Origin of the sequence: Actinosynnema sp. NPDC023794 (assembly GCF_040639675.1) — a bacterium.
Classification (GTDB): Bacteria; Actinomycetota; Actinomycetes; order Mycobacteriales; family Pseudonocardiaceae; genus Actinosynnema; species Actinosynnema luteola.
Window position 1 is genome coordinate 107039 of record NZ_JBFAFR010000023.1, and the last position, 13805, is coordinate 120843.

Consider the following 13805-nt stretch of genomic DNA (forward strand, 5'->3'; position numbering starts at 1 on the left):
TTTCGGAGTCACTTCGCAGAAAGCTCGCCAACAGAGCGAAGTCGACCTCGAGAAGCGGTCGACACAGCGGTGACCACGATAAGTCGATCATACCACGATCACTGCCTCGACAGCCGGACAGTCCCCCGAACACGCAGGCGGGAGGACATTCAGCCAGCCTATTCGATCGCGGTTCGATAATCATTCGATCATGATTCGACAGTGGGTCCGTAGGCGTCATCCGATCAACCTTGACAAGCGCCGTTCCGGACGCAGTAGGTTCGAGATCGTCTGAGCACTGGGGATTCAGTCAGCTTTTTATCGGAGGCGTTGTCCCGCGGCGGGACAACGCCTCCGATAACCCGGCGCAGCGTCCCGCAGATGGTGCGGTGATTCTGCGATGTCGCGCGCCGTCGCGGACGGCGACGAGTTCCGCGTCCACCGCCGCCGCTCCCCGACGGACTCACCGAGCGCTGTCCCGCCGGCAACCCGATAGCCCCGGTCGGCGAGTTCCGTCGTCCGCCCCCGTGCCCGCCGCCCGACGACAGGAGCAGACCTTGCCGTACACGCCACCGCTGACGCCGTTCATCAACCACGTCGCCGACCCGCTCGACCTGCCGTCGCGGGCGCCAGGCGACCCCGGGGCCGCCCGCGTGGTCCGCGCGACCGTGCTGGAGTCCGGGAACGGCCAGGTGACCATGCGCGCGGAGACCTCCGCCGGCGACCACCTCTTCGCCGCGGTGACCGCGACCGACGACTCGGTCGTCCGCGTGCGGCTGGCGCCGACGGCGGAGGTCCGCACCCGGTCCCAGCCCGCCATCGCCCTCGTCGAGGAACGCGTCGCGCGGGGCGCCTCCGTCACCGTCGACGACGGGCTGGTGACCGTCGACGCGGGCGGACTGGTGGCCGAGATCCGACTGGACCCGTGGCACCTGTCCTTCCGAGACGCCTCCGGCCGCGTTCTCGTCGCGCAGAACGGGGACGCCTCCGACGTCAGCTACCGGTTGCGAGTGCTGCCGTTCGGCCGGTCGACCACCGGTGACGGGCAGGTGATCGCCTACCACGAGACCTTCACCGCCGAGCCGGACGAGCACTTCTTCGGCCTGGGCGAGAAGTTCACCGCCTTCGACAAGCGCGGCCAGCGCGTCGTCAGCTGGAACTACGACGCGTTCAGCTCGGAGTCCGAGCGTTCCTACAAGAACGTCCCGTTCTACATCTCAAGCCGCGGCTACGGCGTGCTGGTGAACAGCGGGATGGCGACCGAGTTCGACCTCTGCCACTCGATCCACACGTGCGCGCAGATCATCACCCCCGACGACCTGCTCGACTACTTCGTCATCGCCGGACCTCAGGTCCCGGACATCCTCCGCCGCTACCACCGGCTCACGGGAGCACCGCAGGTGCCGCCGAAGTGGGCCCTGGGCACCTGGATGTCGAACGGCTTCGTCCGCTCCGACCAGGAGCGGACGCTCGACGTCGCCCGCCGGATCCGGGAGCGGAACCTGCCGTGCGACGTGCTGCACATCGACGCGTACTGGCAGCGGCACGGGCTCTGGTCGCACATGGAGTGGGACGCGGAGCAGTTCCCCGACCCGAAGAAGCTCTTCACCGGCCTCGATGAGCTCGGCTTCCGCACCTGCCTGTGGATGAACCCGTACGTCAGCGTGGAGACCGAGGTGTTCGCCGAAGGGGACGCCAAGGGTTACTTCCTCAAGCGGCCGGACGGCTCGACCTACGTCGCGGACGTCTGGCACGGCTGGCAGGCGGCGTGCGGCATCACCGACTTCACCAACCCGGCGGCGACCGCCTGGTTCCAGGAGCTGCTCCAGCCGCTGCTGGACCAGGGGGCGACCCTGTTCAAGACCGACTTCGGCGAGGGCGTCCCGGTCGACGCCGTGGCCGCGAACGGGCTCACCGGCGAGGCGCTGCACAACGTCTACTCGCTGCTGTTCAACGACGCCGTCGTCGACATCACCGAACGGGTGGCCGGGCACCGGGTGGTGTGGGCGCGGTCGTCGTTCACCGGCGGGCAACGGCACTGCGGCCAGTGGGCCGGCGACACGAACGCGACCTACCCGGCGCTGGCCAGCACGTTGCGGGGCGGCCTCTCGTACGCGCTCAGCGGCGTGCCCTACTGGAGCCACGACGTCGGCGGGTTCACCGGCGCGCCGACCGCCGACGTCTTCGTCAGGTCGGCCCAGTTCGGCGCGTTCTCGCCGCTGCTGCGGTTCCACGGCAACGAGACCCGTTTCCCCTGGGACTTCCCCGCCGAGGCGGAAGCGCTGGTCGCCGAGGCGCTCCGCCTGCGCTACCGGCTCATGCCCTACCTGTACTCAGCCGTCGTCGCCGCCGCCGAGACCGCTGTGCCGGTGCTGCGTCCCCTCGTGGCGGAAGGGCTCGACGACCCCGGCGCCTGGTCCGCGGACCTGGAGTACCTGTGGGGTCCCGACATGCTGGTCGCTCCCGCGATCAACCAGGAGGGACAGCGCACGCTCTACCTGCCGCACGGTGACTGGGTGGACTACTGGACCGGCGAGGTCCACGCCGGCGGCGTCCACCTGCGGACCCGCAAGCCGCTGGGTCAGATCCCCCTGTACGTCCGGCGTGGCGCGCTGATCCCGATGGTGCAGCCGGAGGACAGGGTGGGCGACGGCCCCTTCGACGACCTGGTGCTGAGCTACTGGGGTGACGCCGACGCGCACACCGTCGTGCGCGATGAGGGGCCGTCGACGGAGGTCCGGGTCACCCGGGACGCGGCGGGCCGGGTCGACGTCGTCACGAACGGGCCGGCCGCGGTGCGAGGGCTCGTCATCCCGCCGATCGCGGGCTCACCGGGCACCGGCGCGGTCTTCATCAACGGGATCCGGACCGAGCGAGGTCCCGCCGGGGACTGGTCCGGCATGGCCGGCGCCACGCTGTTCACGGTCGTTCGCGCATGACCGCAACCCTGCGTGAGGTCGTCGGAGTGCCGGCGGCAGCCCAACCCGGATCGTCCGGGATGGAACTCCCAGTCTCGTAAGGAGAGCAGCGTGGATCGTCGCACATTCCTCCGCACGGCCGTCGTGGGTGCGGGTACCTCGATGGCCTTCGGGTTCACCCTGTGGCCGGAGGCCCTGGGCTACCCGGCTAAGGCCGGACCGAGCCCTTACGGGCCGCTGCAAGCGGCCGACGCCAACGGGATCATGCTGCCGCAGGGGTTCACCAGCCGGGTGATCGCCCGCTCCACCGAGACCGTGCCGGGCACCGACCACGTCTGGCACCGCGCCCCGGACGGCGGCGCGTGCTTCGCCGACGGCACCGGGTGGATCTACGTGTCCAACGCGGAACTGGACGGCCGCTCGGGCGGCGTGAGCGCCGTGCGCTTCGACAGCGAAGCCAACATCACCGACGCCTACACCATCCTCTCCGGCACCACCCGCAACTGCGCGGGCGGGGCGACGCCGTGGAACACCTGGCTGTCGTGCGAGGAGACCAAGCGGGGCCACGTCTTCGAGACCGACCCGTTCGGCGTGAAGCCCGCCGTGCGCCGGGACGCGATGGGCCGATTCACGCACGAGGCCGCCGCGGCCGACCCGGACCGCGAGGTGATCTACCTGACCGAGGACGAAAGCGACGGCGGGTTCTACCGGTTCGTCCCCACCACCTGGGGCGACCTGTCCTCGGGCACCCTCCAGGTGCTCACGGAGGTCGGCGGCGCGCTGTCCTGGGCCACCGTGCCCGACCCGGACGGCAGCCCCACCCTCACCCGCAAGCAGGTCTCGGGCATGAAGGTGTTCGACGGCGGCGAGGGCTGCTACTACCGCAACGGCACGTGCTTCTTCACCACCAAGGGCGACAACCGCGTGTGGGCCTACGACGCGGTCGACAACACCATCGCGATCGCCTACGACGACGACTTCGCCGGCGACCCGCCCCTGACCGGCGTCGACAACATCACCGGCGCCACCGTGGGTGACCTGTACGTCGCCGAGGACGGCGGCAACATGGAGATCTGCGTCATCACCCCGGACGACGTCGTCGCCGCGTTCGCCCGCGTCACCGAGCAGAGCTCGTCGGAACTCTGCGGCGTCGCCTTCAACCCCGCGGGCAACCGCCTGTACTTCTCCTCCCAGCTCGGCACCACCGGCACCAGCAGCGGTGGCATCACCTACGAGATCACGGGGCCCTTCCGCACCTCCCTGTGAGCCGACCCCCTGTGACCGTGCGCCGCGCGCCTGGCGCTCTTGTGTTCAGCGAGGTGACGGGTCGACGCTGGGCACGGCGTCGAGGCGGTCGACGTGCAGCCCGTCCACAGCGGACTTCAACGACCTCAGGTCCGCGACGTCCAGTCGCCCGCCACTTCACCCCGGAGATGCGCCGGACCGTCCTGGCGCGAGTGGCACCTCGACCGCGGGCAGCAACTCGCCACCGCGCTCGGCTCGGCCACCGTCACCGCAGCGACCACGCTTTGCCTGCCCTCCTGCGGTTGCTGCCCCGCAGCGTCCGTCAGGCGTAGCCGTGAAGGGCTCGACGTCTTGCAGCTCAACGCCTGGTCCTCGACCGATGGCGACCGGATCAGCCGGGTCGGCAGCTGACCGGTACGGCTGTCCACCCGGTGAGGAAGTTCGACTTCAGCCGAACCGGGCTGCCCACGAGGTCGAAACCGGCCACGAACCGCGCCAGCGCACGCAGGTAGCACTCCAGTTCCAGGCGACCGAGCCGGGCACCCACGCAGTAGTGCGGTCCGGCGCTGAAGCTCAGGTGGGGGTTCGGCCGCCGGTCGACGTCGAAGACCTCCGCGTCGGGGAAGACCCGCTCGTCCCGGTTGCACGACGGGATCCAGACCACGATCCGCTCACCCGCCCGGATCGGCGCCCCACCCAACACCACGTCGGTGCGCGCTGTGCGCAGCACGTGCATCGGCGGCGATGTCCAACGGAGCACCTCTTCGGTCGCGGTGGGCAGCAAAGCTGGATCGGCGCGCAATCGGAACCACTCCCGCGGGTGCTCGGCGAACGCCACGACCGCGCCAGCGGCGGCGTGCCGGGTGGTCTGCAACCCGCCGACGACCAAGCCGTCGCAGTTGAGCACCACCTCGTCATCGGACAGGGTGCTCCCATCGACCTCCGTGTGCACCAGCGCCGAGACGATGTCGTCACCGGGATCGGCTCGGCGTCGATCCGCCAGGGTGGCGAAGTAGTCGAGGAGCTCCATGTGCGCGACGCTGCGGGCGATCCGGCCGTCCGGTCCGGCCTCGGACTCGTCGTAGGCCGTGTCGGTGCACCGTGCGAGGTGATCCCAGTCCCCTTCCGGGATCCCCATCATGCGGAACACCGTCCACGCCGGGAACTTCCGGGCCAGTTCCGACATCACGTCGAACGGCTCTTCCCGTGCCACCAACGCGCCTACGTGACCGTCGAGGCGCTCCTGGAGGTCGTCCGACAGGGCCGCCATCGCCCGGCTGTTGAACCACGGTGTGTGCACCGCCTTGATGCGCCGGTGCCGCGGACCGTCGCTGACGGTCAGCATCCTGCCCGCCGCCGCGCGGACCGCCGCCGGATTGCCACCCAGGCGCATCCCGTCCTCGGAGGTGAACACGCCCGGCGTCTTGAGCACCTCGGTGGCCAGGTCGTGCGTGACCACGGACCAGTAGCCGCCGTCCTCGGCGGACTCCGTCCACTTCGGACCGTTCACGCCCACCTCTTCCCGTCGAGGGCCGCGGCGACGATCGCACCGATCTCGGCCAGCGGTCCGGGGTCGGTCATCTCGGAATGCGCGCAGGCGATGCCGTGCACGTGCAGCTCGCCGGCGACGTGCGGCGCCCACTCGTGAGCCTCGCCGACCTGGTCGACGGTCGCGGTGAAGAAGTGCACGTCGCCGTCGAACAAGCCGGGCACGAAGTCCTTCTGGATCACCGAGTTGTTGTTGAACACCGCCGCGATCCCGCGCACGTGCTCGGGCGTGAGGGTGGCCAGCAGGCTGCCCTCGGCCCGGACGAGGTCGATGACCTGCTCATGCCGCAACGGACCGGCGGGCACGGTGGCCGGGTCCAGCCCGGCGAGCCGCAGCATGACCCGGTAGAACCCCTGCTCGTCCAGCTCGCGACCGCCGCCGATCTCGTCGTTGCGCGGGTAGGCGTCGAGCAGGCCGAGGAAGGACACCTCCTCGCCGGCCGCGCGGAGCCGGGCTGCCATGGCGTGCGCGACGCCGCCACCGAAGGACCAGCCCAGCAGCTGGTAAGGACCGTGCGGCTGGACCGTGCGGACCTGGTCGACGTAGTCCGCGGCCATCTCGTCGATCGACGCGGGCATCCGCTCCCGGTCGGTCAGGCCGCGAGCCTGGAGGCCGTACAGCGGGTAGCGGGGTCCGAGGCTGCGCATCAACCCGGAGTAGACCCAGCTGATGCCCGAACCGGCGTGCACGCAGAACAGGGGGCGCCCGTCCCCCCTGGGCCGCAACGGCAGCAGGACGTCCAGCTCGTCGCCGCCAGCGCCACCACCGAGGCGGTCGGCGAGATCGGCCGCGGTCGGCGCCTCGAACAGCGTCCGGATGGGCAGCTCGACGCCGAACGTGGCGCGGACGCGGCTCATCAGCCGGGTGGCGAGCAGCGAGTGGCCGCCCAGCTCGAAGAACGACTGGTCGACGCCGACCCGGGGCAGCCCCAGGGTGTCCGCGAACAACCCGCACAGCACCTCCTGCTGCGGTGTCCGCGGCCCGCGCAGGCCTGTCCCGACCGCCGTGGGTGCGGGCAGCGCGGTCCGGTCCAGTTTCCCGTTTGGGGTCACCGGGAACGCGTCCAGCAGGACGAACACCGATGGCACCAGGTAGTCCGGCAGCGAGCGGGCGCAGTGCTCCCGCAGCCGGGCGGCGTCCACGCCGGGCTCCGCGGCGACGACGTAGCAGGCCAGCGCCGCACCCGCTTCGTCGGTCCGCAGCACCGTGACCGCCTGCGACACACCGGGGCAGGTTCCCACCACCGCGTCGACCTCGCCCAGCTCGACCCGGTAGCCGCGGACCTTCACCTGGTGGTCGACCCGACCGACGAACTCCAGCTGCCCGTCCGCCCGCCACCGGACCAGGTCCCCGGTCCGGTACATCCGGGCGCCCTGCTCGAACGGGCACGCCACGAACCGCTGGGCGGTCAACCCGGGCCGGCCGGTGTAGCCGCGGGCGACCCCGGCACCGGACACGTACAGCTCGGCGACGACACCGACCGGGGTGGGTCGCAGCCGGTCGTCCAGCACGTACACCCGCGTGTTCGCGATGGGCGCGCCGATCGGCGCGCCTCCGCCGGCGCTCAGCGGGGCGCTCATCGTGGTCGCCACGCTGCACTCGCTCGGCCCGTACCCGTTGACCACCAGCGCGACCCCAGCGACCCGGTCGACCAGTTCGGGGGGGAACGCCTCGCCCGCGACCAGCATCCGCAGGTCGGCGGGCAGCTCGGCGTCGGGCGGGAACGCCGCCACCACGGTCGGCGGCAGGCATACCAGGTTCACGCGCGCGTCGCTGATCAACGCGGCCAGCGGCGCGCCGGGCGCACGCCGCTCGTCGGAGGCCAGCACCAGGGTCGCGCCGGAGGTGAGCGCGACGTGCGTCTCCAGCACGGCGGCGTCGAAGCTGGGCGATGCGAACTGCAACACCCTGGTGTCGTGGTCGACCGCGAACCGGTCGCGCTGGTCGGTCGACAACGCCGTCGCGCCGCCGTGCGTGGCCACGACGCCCTTGGGCCGACCGGTCGACCCGGAGGTGTAGATGACGTACGCCGGGTGGTCGGGCAGCAGCGGGGACGTCCGGTCGCTGTCGGCGAGGTCGTGGTCGGGCAGCCGCCGGACCACCTCGCGCACCTCCGCGTCGTCCTCCACCACGATCGCGCCGTCGAACCGGTCAGCGCCGGGCACGGACACCCCGGAGGCCCGCAGCAGCACGGCCGCACCGCTGTCGGTGAGCATGTGCCGGACCCGTTCGGCCGGGTAGGCCGGGTCCACCGGCAGGTAGGCCGCACCGGCTTTGAGCGTCGCGAGCACCGCGACGACCATGTCGACCGTGCGGGGCAACGCGATCGCGACGAACCGCTCCGGCCCGGCGCCTCGCTCGACCAGCAGCCTGGCGAGCCGGTTGGCCCGGCGGTTCAGCTCCCCGTAGGTCAGCACCTCGTCGCCCAGCTCGACCGCCGGGTGGTCGGGTGCGGTGTGCGCTCGGGCTTGGAACAGGTCCGGCAGGGTCGGTCCGGAGACAGCGCGGGCCGTGTCGTTCCACTCGTGGAGCAGCCGGCGCCGTTCGTCGGGCGCCAGCAGGTCGATCCGGCTGATCGGCCGGTCCGGGTCGGCGACGAGTTGCTCGAACACCCGGACCAGCCGGGCCGTGATCCGCTCGGCGGTATCCGGCTCGAACAGCTCGCTGTGCTCCAGGTAGCCCGCCATGCCGAGCGGTGCGCCGTCCGGGGTGCGCCGGTCGTCGAAGTTGAAGCCCAGGTCGAGCTTGATCGCCTCACCACTCACCTGGACTGGCCGCGCGACGAGCCCCGCGAGGTCCACCCGGACCTCGGTGATGTTCTGGAACGTCAGCAGCACCTGGAACAACGGGTGCCTGGCCAGCGACCGCTCCGGGTTGAGCACCTCGACCAGCCGCTCGAACGGGAGGTCCTGGTTGGCGTACGCGGCCAGGTTCGACTCGCGGACCTGGGCGAGCAGTTGCGCGCCGGTCGGGTCACCGGACGTGTCGGTGCGCAGCACCAGGGTGTTGACGAAGACGCCGACCAGCTCGTCCAGCGCGTCGTCGGTGCGCCCGGCGATCGGGCTGCCGATCGGGATGTCGGCGCCCGCGCCGAGGCCGGTCAGCAGCGCCGCCAACGCAACCTGCACCACCATGAACAAGCTGACCTGGTGCGCGGTGGCGAGATCGACCAGACCGCGGTGCAGGTCCGCGTCCACCGCGAACGCCACCGAGCCGCCGCGCGAGGTGGCGACCGGTGGCCGGGGCCGGTCGGCGGGCAGGCGGATCTCGTCGGGCAGGTCCGCCAACCGCTCGGACCAGTAGGCCAGCTGCGCCCCGATCGGGCTGTCGGCGTCGGACTCCTCGCCGAGCGTCTCGCGCTGCCACAAGGTGTAGTCGGCGTACTGCACCGGCAGGTCCGGCCAGTCCGGCGCGGTCTCCCGTGACCTGGCCCCGTAAGCCAGGGACAGGTCACGGGCGAGCGGCCCCATCGACCAGCCGTCACCGGCGATGTGGTGCAGCACGACCAGGAGCACGTGGTCGTCGGGCGCGAGCCGGAACAGGCGCACCCGCAGCGGCGGGTCCACGGCCAGGTCGAACGGGACGGCCGCCGCGACCCGCAACGCCTCGGCCAGCTCGGCTGCCGCGGTCGGCACGACGGACAGATCCGGCCTCACCGGGTCGAGCACCAGCTGGTGCGGTTCGCCGTCGACGTCGGGGAACACCGTGCGCAGGCTCTCGTGCCGGATCACCACGTCCGCCAGCGCCTCCGCCAAGGCGCGGTCGTCCAGGTCTCCCTCCAGCCGCAGCGCCAGCGGCATGTTGTAGCTGACGCTGGTCCGGTCGAACCGGTTGAGGAACCACAGCCGGCGTTGCGCGAACGACAACGGCACCCGCGCCGGTCGGTCCCGCCGGACGAGGGCGGGCCGCGCCAGCTCCGCACCGCCGAGCCGGCGCGCCACCTCGGCGACGGTGGGCGCCTCGAACAACGCCCTGATCGGCAGCTCCGCGTCGAACACCGTCCGGATCCGGCTGACCAGCCTGGTGGCGAGCAGCGAGTGCCCGCCGAGGGCGAAGAACGAGTCGTGCAGGCCGATGTCCGGCACTCCGAGCACCTCGCCGAACAGGTCGCACAGGACCCGTTCCCGGGCCGTGGTGGGCGCAGCGCCGGACAGCAGCCCGGTGAAGTCGGGCGCGGGCAGCGCCGCCCGGTCCAGCTTGCCGTTGGGCGTCAACGGCATCACGTCCACCACGACGAACGCCGACGGCACCATGTGCTCGGCCAGGTGCCGGGCGCAGTGGTCCCGGATCGCGCCGGTGTCGACCTGCCCGTCCGGCACCAGGTACGCCACCAGCCTGCGGTCGCCCGGGGTGTCCTCCCGCACGACCACCTCGGCCCGCCGCACCGAGGGGTGGTCGGCCAGCACGGCGGCGACCTCACCCGGCTCGATCCGGAAGCCGCGCACCTTCACCTGCTCGTCGGCGCGGCCCACGAACTCCAGCCGGCCGTCCGGCCGCCACCGCACCACGTCGCCGGTGCGGTACACCACGTCACCGGGCGCGCCGAACGGGTCGGCCACGAACCGTTGCGCGGTCAGCCCTGGCCGCCGCAGGTAGCCGCGCGCCAGCCCGGGCCCGCCGAGGTACAGCTCACCGGCCATCCCGACCGGCACAGGCCGCAGCCGGCGGTCGAGGACGCGCAGCCGGGTGTTCGGGATCGGCCTGCCGATCGGCGGCGTGCCGCCGGTGAGCCGACCGCTCATCGTCGCGATCACGGTCGACTCGGTCGGGCCGTAGGCGTTGATCATCCGCACGTCGTCCGCGAAGCGGTCGACCAACGCCGCCGAGCACGCCTCGCCGCCGACCATGAGCGTCATGCCCGCGGGCAGGCCGCCGTCGGGCAGGGCGGCCAGCGCGGCGGGCGGGATGAGCGCGTGGGTCACCCGCTCCCGGGCCAGCAGCTCGACCAGCGGCTCGCCGGGCAGCAACCGGTCGGACGGCGCGAGCACCAGGCACCCGCCGGACAGCAGGCTCATGCACAGCTCCCAGAACGCCGCGTCGAAGCTGGGCGAGGCGAACTGGAGCACCCGCGACCCCGGCCCGGCGCCCACGGTATCGCGCTGGGCCAGCAGCAGGCTCGCGACACCGCGATGTGTCACCACCACGCCCTTCGGCCGCCCCGTCGAGCCGGACGTGTAGATCACGTAGGCAGGGTGCTCCGTCGAGAGCGGCGGTGCCGGATCGGTGTCGGGCCGGGTGACCGCGCGCTCGGACCACGCGGTGTCGGCGTCGATCACCAGCAGCGGACGTGCGTCGGACAGCATGAAGTCGATCCGGGCCGCCGGGTAGTTCGGGTCCACCGGCACGTAGGCCGCGCCCGCCTTGAGGACCGCGAGCACGGCCACGACCAGCTCCACCGAGCGCGGCAACGCGACGGCGACCAGCCGATCCGGTCCGGCGCCGCGCTCCACCAGCAGGTGAGCCAGCCGGTTCGCCCGCGCGTTCAGCTCCGCGTAGGTCAGCGTGGTACCGGCCGATGTCACGGCCGGGTCGTCCGGTCGGCGGGCCACCTGCTCGGCGAACAGCTCCGGCACCGTCGCCGCCGGGACGTCCCGGGTGACGCCGCCCCAGTCGGCGAGCAGCACGTGTTCCGCGCTGGACGGCGAGCCGACCGCGCCCGTCGGCGCGGTGGGGTCGGACAGGACGGCCAGCAGCCGGTCGAGGAACAGCCGCGCGGTGCGCTCGTCGAACACGTCCGGCCGGTACTCCAGCCGCAGCTTCAGGGTGTCGCCGGGGATCACGGCGAGGGTGAGCGGGTAGTGGGTCGGGTCGCTGCCGTCGATCGGGGTGATCCCGAGGCCGAGGTCGGCCGCCGCCCCGCGCGGTGCGGTGACCGGGTAGTTCTCCACCACCACGACGGTGTCGAACAGCGCCGGCGCGTTGGCGCAGCGCTGGATCTCGGGCAGGCCGAGGTGCTCGTGCGGCATCAGCCGGACCTGCCGCTCCCGCAGCCCGCGGCCCAGGTCGACCAGCGACTCGGCCGGGTCGACCGCGACCCGCACCGGGACGGTGTTGATGAACAGCCCGACCATCGACTCGACGCCCGGGATCTCCGGTGGCCGGCCGGACACGGTGGTGCCGAACACCACGTCGTCGTTGCCGGTGTGCCCGCTCAGCACCACCGCCCACGCCGCCTGGACGAGCCCGCCGAGCGTGACCCCGTGTTCCCTGGCCAGGCCGGTGAGGTTCGCGGTGAGCGCCGCGTCCGCGGCCAGGACGAGCCGCTGCGGGGCCACCGCGGCGGGACGTCCGGCGCCAACCAGCGTCGGCTCGGTCAGTCCGGCGAGGTCGTCCCGCCAGGCCCGTTCGGCCGCGTCCCGGTCGCGGGTGGCGTGCCAGGCCAGGAACTCGCGGTAGGGCGTGAGCGGTGGCAGCGCGACGCCCGCGTAGAGGGTGAGCAGCTCACCGAGCATCACGGGCATGGACCAGCCGTCCAACAGGATGTGGTGGTGGGTGACCAGCAGCCGGTGGCGTGCCCCGGTCAGCCGCACCAGGGTGAACCGGATCAGCGGCGGCCGGCCGAGGTCGAATCGCTCCACCCGGTCCGCGGCCACCAGCCGGTCCAGCTCGCGGGCACGTTCGTCGTCGGTCAGGTCCGACAGGTCGACCTCGGTCCACGGCGGTTCGGCGGTGGGTGCGACGAGTTGCACCGGCCGGTCGCGGCCCTCGTGCCGGAACGACACGCGCAGGTTGTCGTGCCGTGCCACCAGTCTCACGGCGGCGACACGCAGGCGTGCGGCGTCCACGTCGCCGGTCAGCTCCAGCACCAGCTGAGCCGTGTAGACGTCCGGCGTCCGGTCGTCGTACAGGGCGTGGAAGAGCAGGCCTTCCTGCAGCGGCGCCAGCGGCAGCACCTCGACGGCGTCCGCGCGTGCGACCTCCTCCGCCCAGTGGTCGGCCAACGCGCGAACGTCCTCTTCGGGCAGCACCAGACCGGCCCAGCTCCACGTGCTGACCAGGACGCCGTCCCGCACGGCCGAGTTGACCTGGAGGACGTGGGTCGCGGGCGTGTCGGGGCCGGGGCCGCCCAGGAAGGACTCCACGACGAGCGGACCGGCGCCCGCGTCGACCCGGCCGTGGTGGTTGAACAGGATCTGCGGTGTCGGCAGCTGTTCCAGCACGGCAGCGGTTTCCGGGTTCAGGTAGCGCAGCAGGCCGTAGCCGATGCCGTTGTCCGGCACCACGGTCGGCACACCGAGCCGCTCGGGGTGGATGGTGGTGAACCAGCCGACCGTGCGCGACAAGTCCACGCCGTCGACGATGTGCTCCTCGCGACCGTGTCCCTCGACGTCCACCAGCACCGTGCCGTCGTGCGCGACACCGCGCTCGGTGCGCCACCGGGCCACCGCTGCCGCGAACGCCGACCGCACGGCCACGTCCACGTTCCCCGGTGGGGGTGGCACGGTCACCGTGATCCGGCGGAGCGTCGAGGCGGTGTCGACGGCGGGGTCCAGCGGTCGATCACCCAGCAGCGGATCCCCACCCGACAGAATCCCCCGCCACAACGACAACTCCGCCCCACGCTCCCCCGCCACCACCTCCAACCGCGCACCCCACTCCCACACCGACGTCCCCACCACCGGCAACTCCCGACCCGCCCACACCTCCGCCAAATCACCCAACAACACCCGCCACGACACCCCATCCACCACAAGATGATGAACCACCAACAACAAACGATCCGAGAACACCACCACCTGCATCACCACACCATCAACCAACGACAACCGCCCCCGCGCCGCCGCATACTCCTCCCCCACACCACCCACAGCCCACCGCACATCCACAACACCCGACTCACCCACAAACCCCCGACCACCCACCACCCTCAACCGCAACACCTCATGCCGATCCACCAACACCCCCACCGCACCCCACACCAACCCCGGATCCCAACCAACCGGAAAACGCACCACCACCGACTGGTCAAACCCATCCACCAACCCACCCCACGACACCAACCACCGCACCACCGGCAACCACGACACCACACCACCACCACCGGCACCGGCACCGGCACCACCACCGGCACCGGCACCACCACCGGCACCGGCACCGGCACCGGCACCGGCACC

4 protein-coding genes are annotated in these 13805 nt (G+C 71.9%); 2 read left to right on the forward strand and 2 right to left on the reverse strand.

The genetic code is table 11. The annotated features are described in order from the left end of the window. Positions 1–536: 536 nt before the first annotated feature. On the forward strand, positions 537–2918 hold the full coding sequence (locus tag AB0H12_RS33215; RefSeq protein WP_499628358.1) for a TIM-barrel domain-containing protein: 2382 nt from the start codon (positions 537–539) through the stop codon (positions 2916–2918). A 90-nt stretch (positions 2919–3008) separates the two neighbouring features. Then, complete coding sequence (locus AB0H12_RS33220; protein WP_499628359.1) at positions 3009–4163, forward strand: alkaline phosphatase PhoX; 1155 nt, start codon at positions 3009–3011, stop codon at positions 4161–4163. A 370-nt stretch (positions 4164–4533) separates the two neighbouring features. Here AB0H12_RS33220 and AB0H12_RS33225 read toward each other — a convergent pair whose 3' ends face one another. Both AB0H12_RS33225 and AB0H12_RS33230 read right to left on the reverse strand, forming a co-directional pair. Beyond that, positions 4534–5652, reverse strand: a complete 1119-nt coding sequence (locus AB0H12_RS33225; protein ID WP_499628360.1) for a cytochrome P450 — start codon at positions 5650–5652, stop codon at positions 4534–4536. Continuing rightward, positions 5649–13721 carry an amino acid adenylation domain-containing protein gene (locus tag AB0H12_RS33230; RefSeq protein ID WP_499628361.1) on the reverse strand — a complete coding sequence of 2691 codons (8073 nt, stop codon included), beginning with the start codon at positions 13719–13721 and terminating at the stop codon, positions 5649–5651. Before AB0H12_RS33230 ends, AB0H12_RS33225 begins: the two co-directional genes overlap by 4 nt. Positions 13722–13805: the final 84 nt, after the last annotated feature.